This is a genomic window from Methylorubrum populi, from assembly GCA_036946625.1.
In the GTDB taxonomy this organism is placed as follows: Bacteria; Pseudomonadota; Alphaproteobacteria; order Rhizobiales; family Beijerinckiaceae; genus Methylobacterium; species Methylobacterium populi_C.
In genome coordinates this window covers 172727-196882 of the sequence record JAQIIU010000003.1, presented here as the reverse complement: position 1 = coordinate 196882, position 24156 = coordinate 172727, and the positions used below count along the sequence as shown (strand labels likewise).

The 24156-nt window shown below is 69.2% G+C and carries 22 protein-coding genes; 7 read left to right on the top strand and 15 right to left on the bottom strand.

Going from position 1 to position 24156, the window contains the following annotated elements:
• Nucleotides 1-52: 52 nt before the first annotated feature.
• Both PGN25_12350 and PGN25_12345 read right to left on the bottom strand, forming a co-directional pair.
• Nucleotides 53-1561: a M81 family metallopeptidase gene (locus PGN25_12350; protein MEH3118348.1), complete on the bottom strand. Its 1509-nt coding sequence runs from the start codon at nt 1559-1561 to the stop codon at nt 53-55.
• A gap of 21 nt (nt 1562-1582) precedes the next feature.
• Nucleotides 1583-2863: an MFS transporter gene (locus PGN25_12345; GenBank protein ID MEH3118347.1), complete on the bottom strand. Its 1281-nt coding sequence runs from the start codon at nt 2861-2863 to the stop codon at nt 1583-1585.
• A 138-nt stretch (nt 2864-3001) separates the two neighbouring features.
• Between PGN25_12345 and PGN25_12340 the strand changes: the two genes are divergently transcribed.
• Entirely contained in the window at nt 3002-3643 is a 642-nt protein-coding gene (locus PGN25_12340) for a LysR family transcriptional regulator (protein ID MEH3118346.1), read from the top strand.
• Nucleotides 3644-4216: 573 nt separating this feature from the next.
• Here PGN25_12340 and PGN25_12335 read toward each other — a convergent pair.
• The 6 genes from PGN25_12335 to PGN25_12310 form a co-directional block, all read right to left on the bottom strand.
• On the bottom strand, nt 4217-5305 hold the full coding sequence (locus tag PGN25_12335; protein ID MEH3118345.1) for a chemotaxis response regulator protein-glutamate methylesterase: 1089 nt from the start codon (nt 5303-5305) through the stop codon (nt 4217-4219).
• 14 nt (nt 5306-5319) lie between these two features.
• The gene (locus PGN25_12330; GenBank protein ID MEH3118344.1) at nt 5320-6162 is read right to left on the bottom strand and encodes a chemotaxis protein CheR; all 843 of its coding nucleotides are present in this window, start codon (nt 6160-6162) and stop codon (nt 5320-5322) included.
• A gap of 16 nt (nt 6163-6178) precedes the next feature.
• Nucleotides 6179-6652: a chemotaxis protein CheW gene (locus PGN25_12325; protein ID MEH3118343.1), complete on the bottom strand. Its 474-nt coding sequence runs from the start codon at nt 6650-6652 to the stop codon at nt 6179-6181.
• 109 nt (nt 6653-6761) lie between these two features.
• Complete coding sequence (locus tag PGN25_12320; GenBank protein MEH3118342.1) at nt 6762-8972, bottom strand: methyl-accepting chemotaxis protein; 2211 nt, start codon at nt 8970-8972, stop codon at nt 6762-6764.
• A 23-nt stretch (nt 8973-8995) separates the two neighbouring features.
• On the bottom strand, nt 8996-9439 hold the full coding sequence (locus PGN25_12315; GenBank protein MEH3118341.1) for a chemotaxis protein CheW: 444 nt from the start codon (nt 9437-9439) through the stop codon (nt 8996-8998).
• On the bottom strand, nt 9439-11469 hold the full coding sequence (locus tag PGN25_12310) for a chemotaxis protein CheA (protein MEH3118340.1): 2031 nt from the start codon (nt 11467-11469) through the stop codon (nt 9439-9441). The genes PGN25_12315 and PGN25_12310 overlap by 1 nt, the downstream gene beginning before the upstream one ends.
• 456 nt (nt 11470-11925) lie before the next feature.
• Between PGN25_12310 and PGN25_12305 the strand changes: the two genes are divergently transcribed.
• Complete coding sequence (locus PGN25_12305; protein MEH3118339.1) at nt 11926-12495, top strand: 5'-nucleotidase; 570 nt, start codon at nt 11926-11928, stop codon at nt 12493-12495.
• Nucleotides 12496-12557: 62 nt separating this feature from the next.
• Complete coding sequence (locus PGN25_12300) at nt 12558-13268, top strand: uracil-DNA glycosylase (GenBank protein MEH3118338.1); 711 nt, start codon at nt 12558-12560, stop codon at nt 13266-13268.
• Nucleotides 13269-13556: 288 nt separating this feature from the next.
• On the opposite strand, the gene PGN25_12295 is transcribed toward PGN25_12300, so the two are convergent.
• Together PGN25_12295 and PGN25_12290 are read right to left on the bottom strand one after the other, a co-directional pair.
• Nucleotides 13557-13763 carry a hypothetical protein gene (locus tag PGN25_12295; protein MEH3118337.1) on the bottom strand — a complete coding sequence of 69 codons (207 nt, stop codon included), beginning with the start codon at nt 13761-13763 and terminating at the stop codon, nt 13557-13559.
• A 131-nt stretch (nt 13764-13894) separates the two neighbouring features.
• Nucleotides 13895-14809, bottom strand: coding sequence for a peptidylprolyl isomerase (locus tag PGN25_12290; protein MEH3118336.1), 915 nt, complete (start codon nt 14807-14809; stop codon nt 13895-13897).
• A gap of 384 nt (nt 14810-15193) precedes the next feature.
• Here PGN25_12290 and secA point away from each other — a divergent pair, with 384 nt between their 5' ends.
• The gene (gene secA, locus PGN25_12285) at nt 15194-18106 is read left to right on the top strand and encodes a preprotein translocase subunit SecA (GenBank protein MEH3118335.1); all 2913 of its coding nucleotides are present in this window, start codon (nt 15194-15196) and stop codon (nt 18104-18106) included.
• A 7-nt stretch (nt 18107-18113) separates the two neighbouring features.
• Nucleotides 18114-18524 (top strand): GNAT family N-acetyltransferase, encoded by a 411-nt coding sequence (locus tag PGN25_12280; GenBank protein MEH3118334.1) that lies wholly within the window; start codon nt 18114-18116, stop codon nt 18522-18524.
• 206 nt (nt 18525-18730) lie between these two features.
• Here PGN25_12280 and PGN25_12275 read toward each other — a convergent pair whose 3' ends face one another.
• From PGN25_12275 to PGN25_12255, 5 genes are read right to left on the bottom strand one after another with little or no spacing between them, the layout of a single operon-like run.
• Nucleotides 18731-20008, bottom strand: a complete 1278-nt coding sequence (locus PGN25_12275; protein ID MEH3118333.1) for a CCA tRNA nucleotidyltransferase — start codon at nt 20006-20008, stop codon at nt 18731-18733.
• A gap of 10 nt (nt 20009-20018) precedes the next feature.
• Nucleotides 20019-20276 carry a DUF6111 family protein gene (locus PGN25_12270; GenBank protein ID MEH3118332.1) on the bottom strand — a complete coding sequence of 86 codons (258 nt, stop codon included), beginning with the start codon at nt 20274-20276 and terminating at the stop codon, nt 20019-20021.
• Between the two features lie 38 nt (nt 20277-20314).
• Nucleotides 20315-20980 (bottom strand): CoA pyrophosphatase, encoded by a 666-nt coding sequence (locus tag PGN25_12265; protein ID MEH3118331.1) that lies wholly within the window; start codon nt 20978-20980, stop codon nt 20315-20317.
• Complete coding sequence (locus PGN25_12260; GenBank protein ID MEH3118330.1) at nt 20977-21549, bottom strand: DUF1285 domain-containing protein; 573 nt, start codon at nt 21547-21549, stop codon at nt 20977-20979. Before PGN25_12260 ends, PGN25_12265 begins: the two co-directional genes overlap by 4 nt.
• Nucleotides 21546-21980, bottom strand: a complete 435-nt coding sequence (locus PGN25_12255) for a PaaI family thioesterase (protein MEH3118329.1) — start codon at nt 21978-21980, stop codon at nt 21546-21548. The genes PGN25_12260 and PGN25_12255 overlap by 4 nt, the downstream gene beginning before the upstream one ends.
• 234 nt (nt 21981-22214) lie before the next feature.
• On the opposite strand from PGN25_12255, the gene PGN25_12250 reads away from it, so the two are divergent.
• Together PGN25_12250 and PGN25_12245 are read left to right on the top strand one after the other, a co-directional pair.
• Nucleotides 22215-23225: a MoxR family ATPase gene (locus PGN25_12250; protein MEH3118328.1), complete on the top strand. Its 1011-nt coding sequence runs from the start codon at nt 22215-22217 to the stop codon at nt 23223-23225.
• Between the two features lie 11 nt (nt 23226-23236).
• Nucleotides 23237-24151, top strand: a complete 915-nt coding sequence (locus PGN25_12245; GenBank protein ID MEH3118327.1) for a DUF58 domain-containing protein — start codon at nt 23237-23239, stop codon at nt 24149-24151.
• Nucleotides 24152-24156 lie beyond the last annotated feature (5 nt).

Genomic DNA, 24156 nt, shown 5'->3' with positions numbered 1-24156 from the left:
AACTCTGCGTGTTCCGGAAATCGGCAGATCGTGACGGCGTGAGCCTGCGCGGTCAGTAAATCAGACTTCCCTTCGCGCGCTCGTCGATCGGCCAGAGCGGCCGGCGAACGTGACGGTAGGGCAACTTCGCATAATCGCGCTGCAACGGTCCGCCTCCGTTCACATAGAGGACTTGACTGGCAATCGGACCGAAGGATGCCATGAAGTGATTGACGGATTTGAGGAACACGGCCTGCTTCCGCTGTACGTCGATGCCCACGTGGGAAAAGAGATCGATACTGAAGGCCTGGGTTCGTTCACTGGTCAGGACCACGTCGATTTCACCGATCCGGATCGCAACGCTTTCCCCGGCCGGGACGCGGCTGCTGCCGAACACCTGCCAGGACTGCAGTTGCGCGCCCGTCACCGTGACTTGGCAATCCAGCGGCACTCCCGAAGTCGAGGCGACCTTGCCGCCCAGCCTCAGCGGAATCGATGCTCCTACGCCGGAATCCACGCATAGCCGGACGGCGCCCGGATCCCAGATGGGGCCGACCGCGACGTTGGAACTCTTCCGTTCGATCAGGCGAGCCAAGACATCGGTGTTGTCCGAGGGAGCTCCGCCCCCCGCATTGTCGGTGGGATCGGCTATCACGACGGGAGCGGAGGATGCCCCCATCGCTTGGTCGATGGCGGCATCGATGTCCAACAGCGGAGAGGCGGTTTGCCCCCGCAAGGCGATCAACTCTTCGCCCAGCCGGGTCGCGAGCGCATCCCCATGATCCTTGGCATCGTTGGTGATGACCAGCAGCCGAGTGCTGAGGTCCGGAGAGTCCCCGTAAACGAATCCGTGAACGAGCGAGATACTCTCCACCTTTCCATCCGCGTTCTCGATGTCTTTCAGCTTGTCGACGAACCTTCGCATGGCGGGGCCGGTCGTTGGGTAGCTGTCCACCTGACGGCAGTCGAACAGCGAAACGGCCGGACGGAATTGCCCGGCGACGGCACGCGTTACCAGATCGATCAGCCGATCGGCCTGCTCGACGATGTCGGTATGGGGGTATTCCTTGTACAGGACAACGATGTCCGCGTTGTCGAGGCGCTGCGCGTTCACGATGCAATGGGGATCGAACTCCACGCCGATCACGACATCCGGCCCCACGACACCCCTGATATGAGCGATCAGGTCGCCCTCGGTATCGGGATAGCGGTAGGCGAACATTCCGCCGTGCAAGCCGAGAAGCACCGCATCGACAGGCAGCGCCGCGCGCAGTTCCTCGCACAGTGTCCCGCGCATCATTTCGTAGGCCTGCGTGCTTGTCGGGCCGGCGGGCGAGGCGCGAAAGCAGCTCCCCTCCACGAGTTCGAACTCGCCGGCCGCAGCCCTGCGCTTGGCCGCGAACATGAGTTCGGCCCCGACCGCGGGGGCATCGACCGGGCAGGCGCCAGGCAAGATTCTCCCCTTGAGAAAAGTGTCGAGGCTGGTGGGCAGATTGACGAAGCAATTGGTCTCTGTGAGGAGGCCAGCACAATATATCTTCATTATACTTCCTGCCAATCGCGAAATTTCCACGAAATTCATTCTATTATTAATACGATATGATCATTTGATGGAAGTTTTATACAATCTTGCCATCGGCAAGGAGAGGATTAATCCGATCAAACTTGCGGCAACAAAGACAGAGAAAGCCATCCTGAAATCTCCTTGAGCCACCGTCATCAGTTTTCCGACCGTGACGGCAGCAATGGCGCCCGCGATCTGACCGCAAAAATTGATGATGCCCATCGCGCGCCCTGCGATAGCAGGCGGCAGGGATTTGACCGGCACGCTCAGCACGCTTGCGTAAAGGCAGCCGAAGGCCAGCATGTAGAAAGACCAGGCGATCAGCAGCAGGGAAAGAGAGGGCGAGAGCAGAAGCAGGACGACACTGAACAGGATTGCGCCGGCGCCGCCTATGATGAGATATTTGGACGCTTCCATCCCCATGACATCGAGAAGTCGTCCGGCCAGATTGGTAGCCAGAAATCCCAATGTCCCCGGAATGATCGAGTAGATGCCCACATGAACGATATCGATGTTCTGTGTGGCGACGAGATAGGATGGCATCCACGATTGGAGCCCGAGAGAGGTGAAACTGATGCAAAACCAGAGCAGTGCGGTCGGCCATAATCCACGCGCGACGGCGACGTCGCGCCAGCGGATCGGGGGATGGGACGAGAGCTCGCGGCAGGTTGCGGGGCGGCTAGGCAACGTTGCGATAAAGCCGATCATGACGGCAAAGCCCACGACGGCCAGCCCGATGAAGGTGGCGCGCCAACCGAATCGCGCGATCGTCCATGCCATGGTGGCGCCCCCCATCGCGCCGCCAAGGAAGACTGTGCTGCCCATCAGGGCCTGTAGCCGCCCCCGGAATCTGTCGGGAAACATCGTCGCGATCGCGCTTGCGCTCGCAGGGGCAAAGCCGCCTTCGCCCAGACCGAACAGGAGACGCGCGACAAGCAGGGTCTCCAGGGACCAGGCGAGCCCGGTCATGCCCGTGAAGGCCGACCAGAAGGCAAGGCAGCCGATCAAGGTGAGGCGTGCGCCAAACCGATCGGTCAACCATCCCCCTCCAAGCTGCATGAGAGCGTAGCTGACATAGAAGGCCCCCAGCACGAGACCTTGATGATCCCTGTCGAGCCCGAACTCGCTCGCCATCGGGATGATCGCCGTCCCCATGACCACGCGGTCCATGTAGGCGACAATCCACGCCAGAAAAAGAACCGTTGCAACCATGGAACCCCTTGCGGGATTGGCCGTGATTTCCGCCTTTCTACAGCGGCCATCCATCCCGGCACCGCTATGTGCTTTCGCCAACCTCGTGAGCGACCCGGGATAGTCCATGTGCTGCTCGGACTTCGGCTCCATCAACAAGGCATAGCGCGGAAGATGTTGCGTTCTCCATCGCAATCCTTTCCGTGCTCATAAATTTACGTTATGGTTTGCTCGATGGTTTCCAGACCCGATCCCGGCTGAATCTCGATGAACCTGCGACATATGGAAATCTTCCACGCGGTCTATGTAAGTGGAACCGTGAGCGCGGCAGCCAGAGTCCTCAATATTTCGCAACCGGCGGTCACAACAACTCTGCGTCATGCGGAGCAGCGGCTCGGATTTCCTTTGTTCCTGCGCACGAAGAATCGACTCGTTCCAACCGAGGATGCACATACACTGTTTGAAGAGGTCGCCGAGGTACAGGCGAAGGTTGCCTCGATCCGTCAGACCAGCCGGAATCTGCGCCGCGGGGTGGGGCGCGCGCTCCGAATCTCAGCGCTTCCGTCGCTGGCTCTCGATCTTTTGCCCCAAGCGGCGACCCGCTTCCTCGCTCGCCGCCCGGGCACGTTTTTCGACCTCCAGACGGTTCATCACGATGAATTGGCCCGACGGCTTTATGAACGCGAAGCCGATGCAGTCATCGCCTACGAGGTTCCTGCCGGCCTCCCGCTTGCGCACCGCTGGCTTGGCGAAGGCGAGTTGGGGCTCTTGTATCGGGAAGGCGACATGCCCGACGCGCCGCCGCGCATCGACCTGGCAAGCGTGCGGGAGCGCGAAATCATCAGCCCTGTCCATAGCGGCCCCCTGGGAGCGCTGTTCGAGCAGGAGGCGGCGCAGGCGCGGACTTGAGTTCAACGAGGTCGCTTCGGCCCGAACGTTCTTCGTCGCAGCCCGCTTCGCACGAGCGGGTGTCGGCATGGCGGTGGTCGACAGTTTCACCGGTCTCAGTGAGCAAGGCGATACTCTGTCCTTTCGTCCTCTGAGGCCGACATTGGCTTTCGATGTCGTCGCCATAACGCTGGAATCACGTCCTCCTTCCGCGCTTATGCTAGAGTTTTTTGAGACTTTGGGTGCGCTGATGGACTGAGCATCTGCTTAACTGAGAACACCGAATGTGATTGCAGAAAATTGCTGTATTATCAGCATTTTCCGGGTTTGAATGACGCTTGTTAAGCCGGATGAGCGAAATCGTGCCGGACAGGCAGATTTTGCGATGACTGATCAACAGGCGACTTCGATCGCGAAACCAGGAATCTTCAGCCGCATCGAGATCGCCCGTGACCTTGCCCCCTGGCATGCCCTCGTTCTGAAGCCAGGGTCCGTCGAGAGGAGCGGCGGACGATGAAGAAGAGCCGGTTCGGTGAGGAACAGATCATCGGCATCCTGAAGGAGCAGCAGATCGGGCTGCCGGTCGAGCTTTGCTTACCCGGCTGCTTTGACACCGAACCGAATGATCGCGTTGGCGAGGCTGTCGAGCGGCAGCACCTTTGTCGCCGCCCCGCGCTCGATCGCCTCTTTCGGCATGCCGAACACGACGCAGCTTTCCGCGTCCTGCGCGATCGTCGTCGCCCCCGCCTTGCGCATCTCCAGGAGCCCGGTCGCGCCGTCGTCCCCCATACCGGTCATGATGATGCCGAGCGCGTTGCCGCCCGCACTCTGCGCCGCGGAGCGGAACAGCACGTCGACCGAGGGCCGGTGCCGCGAGACGAGGGGCCCGTCCTTGACCGCGACGCGGTAGCTGCGCCCCGTGCGCTGCACGAGCAGGTGACGGCTGCCCGGCGCGATCAGCGCCCGCCCCGGCTCGACGGCGTCGCCGTCCTCGGCCTCGCGGACCGTGATGCCGCAGATGCCGTCGAGCCGCTTCGCGAAGGCGGCCGTGAAATGCTCGGGCATGTGCTGGACGATGACGAGGCCCGGACAGTCGCGGGGAAGGGGCTCGAGCACGTCGCGCAGGGACTCCGTCCCCCCCGTCGAGACGCCGATGCAGACGATGCGATCGGTCGGCATCACGGCCCGGCCGGCGACAGGCGGCGGCATCATGACGTCGGCCGAGAGTTTCGCCTCGACGAGCCGGGAAGGCGCGCGCGGCCTCGCACCGAGCCGGGCCTGCGCCGCGGCCCGCACCGCGTCGCAGACGCGGATGGAGGACTCGATCAGGAACTGGCGCGTGTCGACCCGCGGCTTGGACAGCACGTCGACCGCGCCCGCCTCCAGCACCGCGAAGAGCATCTGCGAGCCCGCCTCGGTCAGGGTCGAGCAGACGATCACCGGGATCGGCCGCTGCGCCATGATCTTGCGCAGGAAGGTCAGGCCGTCCATCCGCGGCATCTCGAGGTCGAGGATGATGACGTCGGGGATCTCGGCCTGGATGCGCCGTGCCGCCGCGAAGGGGTCGGCCGCGGTGCCCAGGACCTCGATGTCGGGCGCCTGCCGCAGGATATCGACGAGCGCCTGCCGGACGGAGGCGGAATCGTCGACGATCAGGACGCGGATCGGGCGGGTTTGGCGCATCGGCGGCGGTTCCTTCATTTGCCGAAGACGGTCGGCGAGAGCTGGCGCAGACCGCCGACGCCCGCGCCCGCCATCGATTCGGAGTGGCCGACGATCAGGATGCCGCCGGGCCGCAGATGGTCGGCGAGCCGCCCGATCACCTGCCGCTGCGTCGGCTTGTCGAAGTAGATCAGGACGTTGCGGCAGAAGACGACGTCGACGTCCCGGTCCACGGGATAGGACTCGTCCATGAGGTTCAGCCGCAGGACGTTCACGCGGCGGCGCAGTTCCGGTGCGATGCGTCCCACCGGCCGGGCGGGGTTGCGCGCCTCCATGACGTAGCGCCGCCGGAAGGAGGGCGGGATCTGGTCCAGCATCTCAACGGGATAGATGCCTGCCCTCGCCGTGGCCAGGACCTCCGTCGAGATGTCCGTCGCGAGGATCGCGTAGGTGAGCGGCACGCCCTGCCGGACCAGGTCGTCGATCACCATCGCGACGGTATAGGCCTCGGCTCCGGTGGAGGCGGCCGCACTCCACAGCTTGAGCCCGACGGGGCGTCCGCGATCTCGTCCGGCGGCCCAGGCGCGGATCTGGTCGCGCAGGAACTCGAAGTGCGCCGGCTCGCGGAAGAAGTCGGTCTTGTTCGTCGTCACGCAGTCGACGAGGTGGACGAACTCCGCCTCCAGGTTCCCCTCGTCGAAGACGTAGCGACCATAGGCGCCGAGCCCGTCGAGGGAGAGGGCGCGCAATCGCCGCCGCAGCCGCCCCTCGACCATGGTGCGCTTGGCCGCCGGGAGCTGGATGCCGACCCGCCCCTCGATCAGCTCGACGATCGACCGGTAGTGGCGCTCGCTCAGGTGCTCGCGGGCGGGCTGCATCGCGGTCCCCGGCTCCTCAGGCGGTGAGCGGGGGGACGAGGGCGGCGGCCTCGTCCCCCGCCATCAGGGACGCGAGGTCGAAGACCACGACGAAGGCGCTGCCCTTGCGGCCGATGCCCGCGATGTAGCTGGCGCGCCAGCGCCCGCCGACCTCGGGGGCCGCCTCCAGGGTGTCGCCGTCGAGGCCCGTGACCTCGAACACCCGGTCGGCGATGAAGCCCACCGGGACCGCGCGCCCCTTCAGCGGCACGTTGAGCAGGATGATCCGCGTCGCCGCGGTCGCCGCCGCGGGCGGCAGACCGAGCTTGGCGCGCAGATCGACCACGGGATAGCTCTGCCCGCGCACGTCGATCATGCCGACGAGGAACTCCGGCGCCTGCGGCAGGGCCGAGATCGGCCGCATGTCGAGGATCTCGTGGACGTGCTCGACGCCGATCCCGAAGGTCTCGCGATCGAACCCGAGGGTGAGGTACTGGGATGGGTTCGACATCGGCTCCTCCGGACGCGGCGCGCCCAGTCTGGGGTCCAAAGCTTGATGGAGTCGTCTATGGGCGCCGGCCGCGGAGGTTATCCGCGCGGCCGGCGCCCCGCACGGGGCGTCAGGAGGCGCGGCGGAAGTCGGCGTCCTGCTCGTCCCCGCCGGGCCCCATGTCGAGGGCGAAGCCGCCGCCGATCGCCTCGGCGGGCCGCCGGCCGCGCTTGGCCACCGGCGACTTCACCGAGGCCTTGGCGGTGATCGGAGGCGGCGCCATCCGCGCCGCCGTCCGGCGCAACTGCGCCACGGCCGCGTCGGTGGCCTTGTCGGTGGCCTTGCCCCCCTCGTCGATCCGGAAGTAGGCGATCGTCGCCTGGAGGTTCTCGGCCTGCGTGGCCAGCTCCTCGGAGGTCGCCGACACCTGCTCGGAGGCGCTGGCGTTCTGCTGCGTCACCTTGTCGAGCTGCTGGATCGCCTGGTTGATCTGATTGGAGCCCACGTCCTGCTCGCGGCAGGCGGCGGTGATCTCCTCCACGAGCTCGGCCGTCCTCTTGATGTCGGGGACGAGCTTGCCCAGCATGTCGCCGGCCTCCCGTGCCGCCTTCACCGTGTCGGTCGACAGGGTGCCGATCTCGGCGGCCGCCGCCTGGCTTCGCTCGGCGAGCTTGCGCACCTCCGAGGCCACCACCGCGAAGCCGCGGCCGTGCTCGCCGGCCCGGGCCGCCTCGACGGCGGCGTTGAGCGCCAGGAGGTCGGTCTGGCGGGCGATCTCCTGCACGATGGTGATCTTCTGTGCGATCGTCTGCATCGCCTCGACTGCCCGGCCGACGGCCGCCCCGCTCGCCTCTGCGTCCTTGGCCGACTGATGCGCGATGGTCTCGGTCCGGCTGGCATTCTCGGCGTTCTGCTTCACGTTGGCGGCCATCTCTTCCATCGAGGCCGAAGCCTCTTCCGTCGATGACGCCTGCTCGGTCGAGCCCTGCGACAGCTGCTCGGCGGAGGCCGACAGCTCCTGGGAGCCCGACGAGACGTTCTCCGCCGCCGCCACCGCCTCCGACACGACCTCGCGTAGCTTGACGAGCATCTTCTCGAGCGCGATGCCGAGGGTGTCCTTGCCCGACATCGGCCGGGCCTCGACCGTCAGGTTGCCGGACGCGATCTCGTCTGCCACCGCGGCCGTCGCGTTGAGGTTCTGGGTCATCGCGTTGAGCGCGGTGACGAGGTCGCCGATCTCGTCCTTCGAGGTCACGGGCAGCGTCTGGCTGAGGTCGCCGAGGGCGACCGCGTTGGCGAGACCCACCGCCCGGCCGAGGCCGCGGCTGATCGAAAGCGCGATCCAGGTCGCCGCCGCGACCGCGATCAGCAGGGACGCGAGGAGCATGGTGGTCAGGAGCAGCTTCGCGCTCTCCGCCTCGGCCGCGCTGGCCTTGGCCACGACGTCCATCTGGTGCCTGACGGCGCCGGCGTACTCGTCGAGGGCGCCGATCGCGGCGACGAGGCTGATGCGGCCCTCGCCCATCGTGAGGTCCTGGGCCTTCAGATTGCCGCCTTCCGCGGCGATCGAGACGACCCGCGCCGCCGAGGCGAGGGCCCGCTCGTAGCTGGCCGCGGCCGCGGTCGCGGACACGCCGCTGGCGTTCGCCGCCGCGACGGCCTTGGCAAGCTCGGCCGAAAAGGCGGCGGCGCCCTGCTGCGCCGTTCTGAGGGCCTCCTGCAGCTCGGGAAGCGAGGCCGCGCTGAGCATCATCATGACCAGGCGCGTGTAGCGCAGCCAGGTCTCGCGGGCCTGGCCGAACGCCAGCGCGACCCGCAGATGTTCCTCGCCCGCGCCGGGCTTGATCAGGCCGGCCACGAGGCCGTCGACCGCCTCGTTCATGCTCTTGATCGCCACCATCGTCTCGCTCTGCCAGAGCTGGAAGGCTCGGGCGTTCGAGTTCAGCCGTCCGTTGCGGACGGTCTCGTCCTGCACCTTGAACAGGCTGCCGATCTTCTCCGACACGGTGTCGAGCGCGCGCTTGTCTTCGGCGCTGGCCGTCCGCTCGAGCTCATCCTTGACCCTGGCGAGATCCTTGCGCGCCGCGGCGAGATCGGCGCTGAAGGCGTCGAGCCGCGTCGGCTCGGTCTCGAGGATGATGTTTTTCTCCGTCCGGGCGGTCGTGTTGAGGAGGTTCTGCAGGTCCGAGATCCGGGCGACCCGCTCGGCCTTCCCGGTGAGGACGCCCTGGCTCGCGGCCAGCTCGGACAGCTTGACGTAGCTGAGTCCCCCCGCTGCCGCGGAGAGCAGCAGCACGACGCCGAAGGCGCCGGCGAGTTTCGACTTGACCGTGACTCTCATGGCTCCGCTCCTTCGAACAACCGTCAATTGAGGATCCGCTCCAGATCCGGAGCGATGACGAACGCGTCGTTCCACTTCACGATCGCCCGGATGAATTCCGGAGGGATCGCCATCCCCACCCGGGGAATCTGCTGCGCCGCGGCACCCGAGATCTCCGTGACCTCGTGCACCTTGTCGGCGGTGAGGCCGACGAAGACCGGATCGCCGTCGATCGGCAGCTCGATCACGACGATGCGGGTGTCGGAGGTCGCCCCCCGCGCGGGCATCCCGAACCGCACCCGCAGGTCCGCCAGCGGAACGATGTTGCCGCGCACGTTCACCAGCGCGGCGAGGTGCGGCCGTGCGCCCGCGACCCGCGTCGGGGGGATGGGATCGATGATCTCGCGCACCATCCCGGCGTCGATGGCGAAGATCTCGTCGGCGATGCCGACCATGAGGACCTGGACGGTCCCGTTCTGCGCGTCCATCAGGCGGCCTCCTGCCGGTCGCGGCCGGCGGCCTGGCCGGCCGCCACGAGCTGCGGAATGTCGAGGATCAGGGCGGCGCTGCCGTCGCCCAGGATGGTCGCCCCGGAAAACATCGCGACGTCCGCGTGCAGCTTCGAGAGCGACTTGATCACCGTCTGGTGGCTGCCGATGATCTGGTCGGCGACGAAGCCGACCCGGTCGCCGTTGACCGAGGTGATGATGACCTTCTGGTAAGGCTCGGCACTGTCCGCGTCGCCGAACAGGCTCCGCAGCCGCAGGTAAGGGACGAGGTCGCCCCGGACGTTGAGGAAGCTCGCCCCTCCCGCCGCCCGGTCGGCGGGGGGCAGCTCGACGCATTCCTCCACCGCCGAGAGGGGGATGACGTAGCGTCCCTCGCCGACCCGGATCAGCAGTCCCTCGATGATCGCCAGCGTCAGCGGCAGCCGCAGCGTCACCGTCGAGCCGGCGCCGGGCTCCGTCGCGAGGTCGATCGAGCCGCGCATCGCCTCGATGGTCCGCTTGACCACGTCCATGCCGACGCCGCGCCCGGAGAGCGCCGAGACCTCCTTCGCGGTCGAGAAGCCCGGCGCGAACAGGAACTGGTAGATCTCCTGGTCCGTGAGGACGGCGCCCGGTGCCAGGAGCCCGTTCTCCTCGGCCTTGGCCCGGATGCGGGCGGCGTCGAGGCCGTCGCCGTCGTCGCGCACCGTGACCAGGACCTGCGCACCGACGTGCTCGGCCCTCAGCTCGATGCGGCCGGTGGCGTCCTTGCCGCGCTCGGTCCGCCGTGCGGGGGACTCGATGCCGTGGTCGATCGCGTTGCGGATGAGGTGCACGAGGGGGTCGGCGAGGCGCTCGATCATGGTCTTGTCGAGCTCGGTGTCCTCGCCGACGGTGACGAACGCGACGGGCTTGCCGAGGTCGCGCGAGAGATCGTGGACCAAGCGCCGGAAGCGGCCGAACAGCGAGCCGATCGGCACCATGCGGATGCCCATCGTGGTGTCGCGCAGGCCCGAGGCGAGGCGCTCGATCTCCTCCGCGATCGCGTTGATCGCGGCATCGGTCCTGAGGCCCGCGAGCTGGCTGAGCCGTGCCTGGGCGATCACCAGCTCGCCGACCCGGTCCATCAGCTCGTCCAGGCGCTCGGCCTGGATGCGGATCGTCGAGGAGACCTTGTCCGGACTCCTGTCCTCGGCCTTGCGGGGTTCGGCGCGCTCCTCCGTCGGGGTTCGCGCGGGCGCGGGCGCGGCGGCGGGCGGCACGCCGGGATCGGCCGGCGGCGGTTCGGCCGGCACGGCGGGCCCCTCCTCGAGCGCCGTGAGCGTGAGGGTCATCTCCTCCATGACGAACAGGAACACGTCCTCGATCGCCTCGCGGGGCACGTCGCCGCGCAGCGTGACGTCCCAGCCGATCGCGAGCGCCTCGGGATCGAGGGCCTCGAGCTCGGGAACGCCGTCGAGGCGGGGCACCACGGTGCAGTCGCCGAGCGCCTGCAGGTCGTCGAGCAGGGCGAGCGGGTTGCTGCCGTTGCGCAGGATGTCGGGGGCGAAGGCGATGCCGACCTGCCAGCCGCGGCGGATGTCCGAGGGCGCAGCCGCCGGCTTGTCCACGGACGGGGGATCGGCCTGCGGGCCGCTCTCGGAGGCATCGCGGCCAGTCCGCTCCACCAGCACCTGGAGATCGGCCAGGATCGACTGGCCGATGATCGGCTCGGCGTCGTCCGGGGTCTCGATCAGTGCCCGGATGTAGTCCTTCGCCGACAGCGCCACGTTCACGAGGTCGAGGCTCGCCGGCACCCGCCCCTGCCGGACGAGGTCGAAGGCGGTCTCGAAGTCGTGGGTGAAGGCCGCCACGCGGTCGAAGCCGAACATCGCGCCGGACCCCTTGAGGGTGTGCAGCGCGCGGAAGGCCGTGTCGACCAGCACCCGGTCCTGCGACCTCGCGCCGAGGTCGAGCAGGGTCGTCTCCAGGCATTCGAGGAGCTCGGCAGCCTCCGTGCGGAAGATGTCGACGGGATCGAGGCTGCTCATGCGCGCACCTGCCGCAGGGTGACGAGGGGGACGGGGCGGCGGATCGCCGACGCGCTGTGCCGGCACCGCGCGGCCGGAGGCGCCGGGATCATATGCTGCGCTTGCATGGCCCTCTCCGACGTCGTGACATTCGCGCCAATTTCGGATTCGAGAATTGGGGCAATTATCAAAAACTCAGTTAACGGATGGAAATTGCTCGACAAGAAATCATAAATCGGGACCACAGGTATCTATACTTCAAAGTATCCAATAATTACTTGAAGCCTGTATCACAGGATCACGGTATCCGGGAGGGGGGCGTCCGGCGCCCGTGATGAGGACGATGGCGGGGCGACGCCCGCTCGCGCTCCTCGGCGCGTGAAACCTGAGCCGCCGACAGGCGGCGGCGCATCGTCACACCGCGCGAAGACCCGGGCTCGACGTTCGGCGCAAGCCCGCGGGCGCCGGGCCACGAGGATGCCGGGGATTGGAGCGATCGTCGGCAACACCACCGTGCTCGTGGCGATCGACGGGGCGACTCTGCGCGCGGCCCTGGAGAACGGTTTTCGGGATCTCGGCCGCCCGTCCGGCCGGTTCCTGCAAGTCTCCGGAATGACGGTGACCCTGGACCCGAACGCACCGCCGGGCCGGCGCGTCGTGTCGGCGACCGTCGGCGGTGCCCCGCTGGAGGATGCCCGCACCTATCGCGTGGCGGCCAACGATTTCATGCTGCGCGGCGGCAACGATTACGGGATACGCGCAAATTACGGGATATTCGCAAGAGGCCGAGTCCTGATCGGCGGCAACGATGGCAAGCTCCTCGCCAACGAGGTGATGGCCTGTCTCCGCACCCGTTCGCCGCTGCCGGCCGAGACGGAGGCCCGCATCCGGGATGCTCTGCCCCGGTGCCCGGTCGCCCTTTCGGGACAGTTCTCCGTCATTGCGAGGCGAAGCCGAGCAATCCAGGGCGCGACGCAGGCCGGACGAGGCACGTTGCGTCATTCCGAAACCCATTCGCCGGCAGGATCGCCTGACGGCTCGCCATGACGGAAAGCGGGGTCTCCCCGCATCCGAACCCATTCACCGCAAACAGCATGATCGGTGCTCGCATGACCGGACCCGTCGAAGCCGCGCTCGAAGCGTTCCGCGCCAGCGGCTCCCCCTGGCTCGCCCTGCCCTTCTTCGCGGAGGGCGCGGCGGATCGGGTCGCGAAGCGGGTCGATGAGCGCGTCGCGGCCGGGGCGCGGGTGCTGCCGGAGCCCTCCGCGATCTTCCGGGCCCTGACGCTGACCCCGCTGCCGACGGTGAAGGCGGTGATCCTCGGCCAGGATCCCTACCCGACGCCGGGCGACGCCAACGGGCTGGCCTTCTCCTATGTCGGCGGGCGCCGCCTGCCGGCCTCGCTCAAGGTGATCCTGGCCGAACTGATCCCTCAGGAGGGCAAGCCCGATCGCTCCACCGGCGACCTGTCCGGCGATCTGTCCCCTTGGGCCGAGCGCGGGGTGCTGCTGCTCAACACGGCGCTCACGGTGGAGGCGGGCAAGGCCGGGGCGCATCTGCGGCTCGGCTGGGCGCGGCTCACCGACGAGGCGGTGGCCGCCGTGTCGGCCCGGGACGCACCGGCGGTGTTCCTGCTCTGGGGCGCCCAGGCCCGCGCCCGCGAGGCGCTGATCGACGGGTCGCGCCACGGCATCGTCGCCTCCGGCCACCCCTCGCCGCTCAACCGGGCCCGGGACTTTCCGGGCTCGCGGCCGTTCGCGCGGGCGAACGAATGGCTCGAAGCCCACGGCCGCGCGCCGATCGCTTGGCGGCTGCGATAGGTGGGCGGCCGATCGCATCGATCCCCGTCATCGCGAGCGGAGGCGAAGCGATCCAGCCGCGCGACCTTTTCGGATAAGAGCAGCGCCCCGGATGGCTTCGGCTTCGCCGCGCCATGACGGTGCACCTGGGCTGCCGGAGCACCGGCCCGAGAGGGGGTTGCCGCTTTCGGAAAAAGACGAGGCGAAAACAGAGACCCGGATTCCAAAAGAAGCCGCCCCCGACCGGGTTGCGGTCGAGGCTCGGATCGGTTGACCGCAGCCGACGGGTCGAACCCATCGGCCGTGCTGTCAAGCGGCGGCCTTGGCGGCGGCGAGGGCGTTCTCGTTGGCCAGGGTGAAGCCGGCTTTCGGCGCGGCCGGCCGACCGGTGGCGGCGAGGCTGGTCAGTTCGCCGGCGGAGGCATGCACGCCGCCCTCGTTGCCGAAGCGGTCGGCCAGCAGAACGACCAAGGTGACGTTGGCGACGGCGGCGGCGAGAACGGCGAGGGCGATCATCGGGGTCGGGTCCGTTGGTGCGTTGCGATAAAGCGTATATCGCATTGCACCCAGAAATATGGCATGCCAGATACCGAAGCTCGGATATTCGCCCGGCGCATGGCGGCACCGGCCTCCCGCCGGAGCCGCGCCTACGGCTTCCTGGTCTCGTCCTTGGACCCGCCCGCCGCGGGCGTGGTGCTGCTGCCGGCGCGCTCGACCTTCGCCGCCTCGCGCAGCTTGACGATGGTGTCCTGCTGCGCCTTGCGGGTGAGGTACTGGTCGATCTGCTCCTTCATCTCGTCGAAGGTCGGCACGGGCTTGGTCCGCTTCTCCTCGACGCGCAGGACGTGCCAGCCGAACTGGGTCTTGACCGGATCGGAGACCTGACCGGGGGCGAGCTTGAAGGCGGCGTCGGCGAAGGGCTTCACCATCCGTTCCTGGGTGAACCAGCCGAGATCGCCCCCTTCCGTCTTCGAGCCCGGGTCCTTCGAGAGCTCGGCCGCGATCTTGGCGAAATCCTCGCCGCCCTTGATGCGGGCTGCGATCTTCTTCGCCTCGTCCTCGCTCTCGACGAGGATGTGGCGGGCATGCACCTCCTCCTCGGGCTTCATCGACTTGACGGTCTGGTCGTAGAGCGCCTTGGCGGCCTCGGGCGTCACCGCCTTCCTGGCCTCGCGCTCCAGGTAGTCGTCGAGCAGGAGCTTGTCGCGGAAATAGGCGAGCTTGCGCTTGAAGTCGGGGCCGTCGCCGACCTTGGCCGCTTCGGCCGCCTGCGCGCCGACCTTGAGGTCGACCATGTAATCGACGAGCAGGTTCTGCTTGGCCCCCTCGTCGACGCCGGGCAGCGACAGGGCCGGGTCTTCGCCGGCCAGCGCGAGGTCGGCGGCGGTGATCGGCTGGCCGTTGACCCGGGCCACCACCGCCTCCGGCGGAACCGCCGCCGAGACGGGGGCGGGGGCGCTCGGTGCCTTCTGGCCGGCGGGCGCCTGGGCCAGGGCGAGGCTCGGCGCGGCGAGGATCAGCGCGAGGGCGCTCGCGCGCCGGAGGGAGAACGGAATCGGCATCGGAAGCGTCGTTTCCTTGGGCGTCGTCCCCGCCGGCCGGTCTTCTGACGTCCGGGTCGTGTCCCGCGCGGGGCTCGTCGGATGCGGCGGGTGCCGCGACGAAAGCGCGTCACAGGTGGCCCGCCGCTCCGGCAAAGGCAAGCGTGACCGGCATCAACAGGTCGTCGGCGCGGCGCGCTCCCCGTCGGCGGCGATCCCGCATCCCACGTGCCCGCGCGACGGATTGCGACGGATTCCCGTGCGCCTTCCCGTGCGCCCCGGTATGCGTCCGCCCCGGCACTACCGGATGCGCCTGCGGACATTTACCTCTATAAGCCCGCCCCATGCAGGCCGGCGGCGCCCCGAAAATGCCGCCCGCGACGACCTCACGACCGCAGGTTCACGATGCTCGGTGCCCTCGCCAAGAAGATTTTCGGCTCGTCCAACGACCGCCGCGTCAAGGGTTTTCGCCCGCGCGTCGCGGCCATCAATGCGCTGGAGCCCGAAGTCGGCGCGCTGTCCGACGAGCAGTTGCGCGCCCGCACGCAGGGCTTCCGCGATCAGCTCGCCGCCGGCACCCGCCTCGACGACCTGCTGGTTCCCGCCTTCGCCACCGTGCGCGAGGCGGCCAAGCGCGTGCTCGGCCAGCGCCATTTCGACGTGCAGATGATCGGCGGCATGGTGCTGCACGAATCCGGCATCTCGGAGATGAAGACCGGCGAGGGCAAGACCCTGGTGGCGACCCTGCCGGTCTACCTCAACGCGCTGGAGGGCAAGGGCGTCCACGTCGTCACGGTCAACGACTACCTCGCCTCCCGCGACGCCGAGTGGATGGGCCGGGTCTACCGCTTCCTGGGGCTCACCGTCGGCACCATCGTGCACGGGCTCGACGACGGGCAGCGCAAGGAAGCCTATGCCTGCGACATCACCTACGGCACCAACAACGAGTTCGGCTTCGACTATCTGCGCGACAACATGAAGTACGAGCTCTCGCAGATGTCGCAGCGGGGGCATCACTTCGCCATCGTCGACGAGGTGGACTCGATCCTCATCGACGAGGCGCGCACGCCGCTGATCATCTCCGGTCCCGTGGACGACCGCTCGGAGCTCTACGTCGCGGTCGACGGGATCATGCCGCTTCTGGTGCCCGAGCACTACGACCTCGACGAGAAGCAGCGCCAGGTCTCGCTGACGGAAGCCGGCAACGAGTTCATCGAGGAAGCCTTGCGCGACGCGGGCATCCTCAAGGAGGGCGACCTCTACGACGCCCACAACGTCACGCTCGTGCACCACGTGAACCAGGCTTTGCGCGCCCACACCCTGTTCACGCTCGACAAGGACTACATCGTCAAGAACGACGAGGTCGTCATCATCGACGAGTTCACCGGCCGCATGATGCAGGGCCGGCGCTACTCGGAAGGGCTGCACCAGGCGCTGGAGGCCAAGGAGCGGGTGACGATCCAGCCCGAGAACCAGACGCTCGCCTCGATCACCTTCCAGAATTATTTCAGACTTTACAGGAAGTTGGCCGGCATGACCGGCACCGCCTCGACCGAGGCCGACGAGTTCGCCGAGATCTACAAGCTCGACGTGGTCGACATCCCGACCAACAAGGAGATCGAGCGCGTCGACGAGGACGACGAGGTCTACCGCACCGTCGAGGAGAAGTACGAGGCGATCATCAAGGAGATCGACAAGGCCCATGCCCGGCACCAGCCGGTGCTGGTCGGCACGGGCTCGATCGAGAAGTCGGAGCTGATCGGCGAGCTCCTGAGACGGGCCGGCTACACGCCGCTCGACTATTCCGACCCGAACGCGCTGACCGACGTCTACAAGGCCGCCCGCGAGAACCGGGTGACGAAGCGCTTCGCCGTGCTCAACGCCCGCTTCCACGAGCAGGAGGCCTACATCGTGGCGGAAGCCGGCGTGCCGGGCGCGATCACCATCGCCACCAACATGGCCGGCCGCGGCACCGACATCAAGCTCGGCGGCAACCTCGAAATGCGCATCGAGAAGGAACTCGGCGGCCTGGCCGAGGGGCCGGAGCGCGCGGCGGCGATCGAGGCGCTCAAAGCCGAGATCGCCGAGAACCGCGCCAAGGTGCTGGCCTCGGGCGAGAAGGCCGACCCGGAGGCGGGCCGCAAGAAGGACCTGCCGGGCGGGCTCTACATCATCGGCACCGAGCGCCACGAGTCGCGCCGCATCGACAACCAGTTGCGCGGCCGCTCCGGCCGCCAGGGCGATCCCGGCCGCTCGAAGTTCTACCTGTCCCTCAAGGACGACCTGATGCGCATCTTCGGGTCCGACCGCATGGACGGGATGCTGCAGCGGCTCGGCCTGGAGCAGGGCGAGGCGATCATCCACCCCTGGATCAACAAGGCGATCGAGAAGGCGCAGCAGAAGGTCGAGGCGCGCAACTTCGACATGCGCAAGAACGTGCTCAAGTACGACAACGTGATGAACGACCAGCGCAAGGTCGTGTTCGAGCAGCGCCGCGACCTGATGGGCCAGGAGAGCGTGCGCGAGACCGTCGACGAGATGCGCCACGGCGTGATCGACGACCTCGTGGCCGTCCACATTCCCGAGAACGCCTATGCCGAGCAGTGGGATGCGGAAGGCCTGAAGGCCCGCGCCCGCGACCTGCTCGACCTCGACCTGCCGGTGGAGGCGTGGGTCAAGGAAGAGGGCATCGCCGACGAGGAGATCCGCGAGCGCCTGCGCAAGGCCTCGGACGAGGCCTACGCCGCCCGGGTCGAGCGCAACGGCGCGGAGGTGACGGCCTATGTCGAGAAGCAGGTGGTGCTGCAGGTGCTCGACCACCTCTGGCGCGACCACCTCGTCACCCTCGACCACCTGCGGCAGGTGATCGGCTGGCGCGGCTTCGCCCAGCGCGATCCGCTCAACGAGTACAAGTCGGAGGCCTTCGAGCTGTTCAACGGCCTCGTGGCCAGCTTGCGCGAGCAGGTCACCGCCCAGCTCGCCCATGTCGAGATCATGCATCAGGGGCCCGAGGATTTTCCCGAGGGCGGCTTCGAGGGGGCGGGCTTCGCCGAACCGCAATTGCCGCCGATGTTCCCCGAGCACCGCGACCCGGCCACCGGCGAGAACGCGTTCGCCTATCCCGGCACGGGCAGCGACGGCGGGGCCGGCCCGGCCTACGGCTTCGCCGCGCGCGATCTCTCGGCGGACACGGCGGTGCTGGAGCGCAAGCCCGACGACGCCGCCACCTGGGGCAAGGTCGGCCGCAACGAGCCCTGCCCCTGCGGCTCGGGCAAGAAGTACAAGCATTGCCACGGCCGCTTCGCCGCCGAAGCGTGAGACGGCCATGAGCGGCACGATCGTCTACGCCTTGGAGCCGGATCTCGACGCGGAATCCTTTCGCGATGTCCTCGTCGCGTCCGGCCTCGCGCTGCGGCGACCGGCGGAACGCCTCGAACGGCTCGGCCGGATGCTGGCGGCCTCCGACCTGATCGTCACGGCCCGGCTCGAAGGGCGCCTCGTCGGCGTGGCGCGCACGCTGACCGACTTCGCCTTCTGCGCCTATCTCTCCGACCTCGCGGTGGCCCGCGACTGCCAGGGTCTCGGCATCGGCCGGCGGCTCATCGCCGAGACGCGGGCCGCGGCCGGCCCCGAGACCAGCCTGCTGCTCACCGCCGCGCCCGGCGTCGAGGGCTATTACGAGGCGATCGGCATGCCGCGGGTGCCGCACGCCTTCCGCTACGACAAGGCGCGGTAGACGAGAGGCCACCCTGATACCGGATGCCCGCTTCGGCTTCCCCCGCCATCGCGAGCGTCGGCGAAGCGATCCAGCGTCGCGACTCGTCCGGCGCCGTCGCGCTCCTGGATTGCTTCGCCTGACGGCTCGCAATGACGGGGCGGGGCCCCTTTTCCGCCCCTTGCCGTCCTTGCGAGGCGGAGCCGAAGCCATCCAGGGGCATGGCGCTACCCGGAAGTGCCGCTTTGCCCTGCCGCCACCTCCAGCGCCCGCGCGATCAGCCGTTCCCGGGCCGCCGCGTCGTCGGGGCAACCGCTGGTGAGCCAGAGTTCCCGGGCCGCCCTCAACCCCGCTCCGACCGCGCGGCCCGGCGGCACGCCCCGCGCGACGAGGTCGGCGCCCGTGATGGGCAGGATGGGCCGCGCGCCGGCGGCGGCCATCCGGTCGAGAACGGCACGGGCGTCCGGCGTCACCCAAGGGCGCGGCTCGCCGTCGAGGACGGTCAGCACCGCGTGCAGCGGCTCGGCGCCGTGGGTCGCGACGAGGGCCGGCACGGCCTCCGCGTCGATCATGGGCTGGTCGTGCAGGGGGGCGAGGGCCGCGGCGTAGCCCGTGAGGCGCGCATGCTCGGCCCGCGACAGGCGCAGGCTCGCCTGAAACCGGTCGGCATCCTCGCCCGTCCGCACGGCCAGCGCCGCGAACCGGTCGGTGGCGTCGAGAGGCGGCTCCGCGGCGGCGCAGCGGGCGAACCGGCCGAGTTCGCCGACGCCGCCGAGGATGCGCAGGAGCAGGCCGGTCTCGCTCAAGGCGGCCACCGCATCGACCGCGCGGGGGGCGAGCAGCAGCTTCAGGAACTCCGCGCGCACCCGTTCCCGCGAGAGCCGGTCGAGGCTGTCGCGGGCCGCGATCGAGGCCGCGAGACCGTCCGGGTCCGGTGCGCCGCGTCCGTAGCGGGCGTGGAAGCGGAAGAAGCGCAGCAGCCGCAGGGCGTCCTCGCGCAGGCGGGTGGCGGCGTCGCCGATGAAGCGCACCCGGCCGGCGGCGAGGTCGGCCACGCCTCCGGTCGTGTCGTGCAGGCCCCCGCTTCCATCGAGGGAGAGCGCGTTGACGGTGAAGTCGCGCCGCTCGGCATCGCGAGAAAAGTCGCGGCCGAAGCGCACCACCGCGTGGCGCCCGTCGGTCTCGACATCCTCGCGCAGGGTCGTCACCTCGTGCGGCTCGCCCGCCACGACGAGGGTGACCGTGCCGTGCTCGATCCCCGTCGGCTCCGCCTTGATCCCGGCGGCGCGGGCACGGTCCATCACCGCTTCGGGCGGCAGCGTCGTGGCGAGGTCGATGTCGCTGACGATCGTTCCGAGCAGCGCGTCGCGCACGCAGCCGCCGACGAGGCGCGTTTCCTCTCCCGGCGCGTCGAGCGCCGCGAGGCAGGCCCGTACGCCGTCGCGCGCCAGCAGCCGGGCCGGGCCGTCCGCGTCGAGGGGAGCGGGAAGCGCGTCGTGGATCATTCGAAGTGGATCATTCGAAATGGCCCGGCACCAGCCGCCCGTTCTCGTAGCGCGGCGGCACGTAGCCGTCCCGGGTGCGCTGCGCCGTCAGGCCGGTCAAGACCAGGGAGGCGACGACGATGAACAGCCCGGCCAGCACCAGCCGCGTCCATTGCGGCTTCCAGTGCGCATGGTCGAGGGGCGAGCGGCGGGCGAACAGCAGCCAGCCCGCGAAGGCCAGGAAGGGCAGGGAGAACAGGAGGATTTCCTGCAGGACGAGGCGGAGCATCGGTGGCACATGTCTCGCGCGGGGCCGCGGGTCGCCCGTCAGACGTAGAGGCGTTGGTAGAGGTTGTGCACGATCCCCGCCGTGACGCCCCAGATCAGGTGTTCCGCGAAGGGGATGGCATAGTAATGGCGCGTCCGGCCCCGCCATTCTCCCGAGCGGACGCGATGCCGCGCCGGGTCCATCAGGAAGGCCAGCGGCACCTCGAAGCAGGCGGCCACCTCCGCCGGGTTCGGTGTCACCGCGGCCTCGCGCGCCACGAGGCCGAGCACCGGCACCACGAGGAAGCCGGTGGCCGAGAGATAGGGGTCGAGATAGCCGAGCGGGCGCACCGTGCCGCTCTCCAGCCCGATCTCCTCCCGCGCCTCGCGCAGGGCCGTGTCGATCGGCGATGTGTCCTCGGGATCGACCTTGCCGCCGGGAAAGGCCACCTGTCCCGAATGGTCGCGCAGGTGCGCCGCCCGCCGCGTGAACAGGAGCGTGACGCCCTCCCGCCGCCCGATCGCCGGCACCAGCACCGCGGCGTGGCGGTGCGGCGTGGCCGGGGCGACGGCGAAGCCCTCCGGGTCGAGGTCGTGGTCGCCGCGCGGATTGGCGAGCGGCACGCCGGGCCCCGGCGGCACGTGGCCCAGGCGGCTTTCCGCCCGGGCGAGGAAGGCGTCGAGGTCGAAGGCTCCGGCGGCGACGCCCGCCTCGGGCAGCCTCACGCGGCCTCCGCCGGGGCGATGCGGTGGAACCGGCCGCCGGCCCAGAGCCCGAACCACCTTTGCCCGTCGATCTCCCGCTCCTCGCCCATCCCGACGAGGTCGTAGGTGAGCGGGCGGCTCACCAGGGCCCAGAGGTCGCGGCGCACGTGGAGATAGGGCTTGAGGCCCTCCGCCCCGTCCTCGAAGCGCAAGGGATGCCCGGCATCGGCCGGCACGAGGTCGTCCACGGTGGTGCGGAAGGCGATGCGGCGCGCCTCGCCCTCGCCCTCCACCGCCATCTCGACGGCGGCGAAGGGCGCGTCGTCGACGGTGATGCGCACCTTCTCGGCGGGGGTGACGAGCACGGTCGAGCCGTCGGGCTCCTTGCGCAGGATCGAGGCGAAGAGCGCGACGAGCTTCGGCCGCCGGATCGGCGAGCCGTTGTGGAACCACGTGCCGTCGGCGGCGATGCGGATGTCGATGTCGCCGCAATGCTGCGGGTTCCAGTTCTCCACCGGCGGCAGGCCGCGTTTGCCGATCGCGCCGAGGGCGGCGCCGAGGCGGGCGAGGGCGGGATCGTCGGAGGTCATGGTTTGTCGCCCGGCTTGTCCCGCAGAACCTTCCAGATCCCCGTCACCGCCGCGAGCGGGCGTCCGCCGCTGATGAGGGTGCCGCGCACGAAGACCAGGGACGAGGTCTTGCGCACGATCTCCGGCACGGTCTCGACCAGGTCGCCGATCCGGGCCGCGCCGACGAACTGGCTCGACATCTCGACGGTCACGGCGTCGGCCTCGTCGCAGGCGTCGCGCACGGTGATGCCGAGCGCCCGGTCGGCGAAGGTCAGCAGCATGCCGCCGTGGACGATGCCGACGAGGTTGCCGTGTTTCTCCTCCGTGCAGAAGGCGAACGCCTTCCGGCCGTCGACCGTGCGGTGATAGACCGGCCCGACATGGGCGATGAAGCCCGGATCGGTGAAGGCTTCCCAGCCGTCGGGGAACGCCGCACTCTCCTCGTCCGTCATCCGGTCTCGCCTCCCGAGCCGCAGGGCGGAGGGGCCGCCCCGCGATGCACGATGTCGCGGCCATCCTGCCCTGTGCCGCCAGCCCGCCATATAGGGCATCGCTCCGGCAAGGTGATGCCGAACCGGTGCCGATCGGCCGCGCGGTCGCGCCGCGCTTGCGTTCGGCCCGCGTTCGGCGCCAGACTCAAGCACTTTCCCGGGCCGCCGAGCCCGGTCATCGCAGGGTTCCACTTCATGGCACAGGGCGCCGGACCGGCCAGTACGACGAGCCTCGACGACGGGATCGTCGCCACCGCCGAGACCTGCCTCGCCGCGATTCGTGAGGCGCGGGAGGCGATCCACGGGGTGATCTTCGGGCAGGAAAGAATCGTCGATCTCGCCCTCGTCACGATCCTGGCCGGCGGCCACGGCCTGCTCGTCGGCCTGCCGGGCCTGGCCAAGACCAAGCTGGTCGAGACGCTGGGCACCGTGCTCGGCCTCGATGCCCGCCGCGTGCAGTTCACGCCGGACCTGATGCCGTCCGACATCCTCGGCACCGAGATCCTGGACGAGGATGCCGAGCGCCGCCGCTCCTTCCGCTTCGTCAAGGGGCCGGTCTTCACCCAGCTCCTGATGGCCGACGAGATCAACCGCGCCAGCCCGCGCACCCAATCGGCCCTGCTCCAGGCGATGCAGGAGCACTTCGTCTCGGTGGCGGGCGAGCGCCACGACCTGCCGCGCCCCTTCCACGTTCTGGCGACGCAGAACCCGATCGAGCAGGAGGGCACCTACCCGCTGCCCGAGGCGCAGCTCGACCGCTTCCTCCTGGAGATCGACGTCGGCTATCCCGACCGTGCCGCCGAGCGCCGCATCCTGATCGAGACCACCGGCGTCGAGGACACATACGCGAAGGCGGTGATGACCACCGGGCAGTTGCTGACCGCCCAGCGCCTCGTGCGGCGCCTGCCGGTGGGCGATGCCGTGGTCGACGCCATCCTCGACCTCGTGCGCTCCGCCCGGCCTGAAGGCGGCGATCCGAGTGTCGCGAAAAGACTGCTGTGGGGGCCGGGCCCCCGCGCCAGCCAGGCGCTGACGCTCGCCGTGCGCGCCCGCGCGCTGATCGAGGGCCGCGTCGCTCCTTCCGTCGCCGACGTGAAGGCGCTGGCCGAGTCGGTGCTCAAGCACCGCATGGCGGTGACCTTCGCCGCGCGGGCCGACGGCGAGACGGTGACCGGCCTGATCGGCCAGCTCGCCGCCAAGCTCTGAGTTCGGCGCGCATGGCCTCCACCCGGCTCGTCGAGGCCGAGAGCCGCCGCCCCGGCGGCGCGGAGACCGGCGGCGCGCTGGCGCTCGCCGAGGTGATGCCGCGCCTCGTGCTCGAATCGCGGCGCGTCTCCGGCACCCTGGCGCACGGCCTGCACGGTCGCCGCCGGGCGGGGCCGGGCGAGAGCTTCTGGCAGTTCCGCCCCTTCGTCACCGGCGAGGCGGCCGCGCGCATCGACTGGCGCCGCTCGGCCCGCGACGACCGGCTCTACGTGCGCGAGCGCGAGTGGGAGGCCGCCCACAACATCTGGATCTGGATCGACCGTTCCGCCTCCATGGGCTTCGCCTCGGAGCTGGCCCAGACCTCCAAGGTCGAGCGGGCGCTGGTGCTCGGGCTCGCGCTCGCCGACACCTTCGTGGAGGGCGGCGAGCGCGTCGGCCTGCTCGGCCTCACCCGCGCCAGCGCCTCGCGCGGCATCGTCGAGACGCTGGCCCAGGCGCTCGTCGACGACCGGGCCGGGCTGACCCGGGATCTGCCGCCGGCCGCACGGCCCGGCCGCTTCGACGAGGTGGTGCTGATCAGCGATTTCCTCACGCCGCTGGACCGGGTGCGGGAGACGGTGCAGGGCGCGTCCGTCCAAGGCAACCGCGGCCATCTCGTGCTGGTGGCCGATCCGGTCGAGGAGACCTTCCCCTTCACGGGACAGGCCGTGCTGCACGATCCGGAAGGCGGCCCGAGTCTCGATATCGGCGAGGCGAGCGCCTGGGGCGAGGCCTATCGCCGGCGCATCGCCGCCCACCGCGACGGCCTCGCGGCGATCGCCCGGCAGCGGGGCTGGACGCTGACGATCCACCGCACCGACCGGCCGGCGAGCGAGGCGGCCCTGCGCGTGCTCACCCTCGTCGCCGCCGCGCGCGGGCTCGGCTGAAAGGC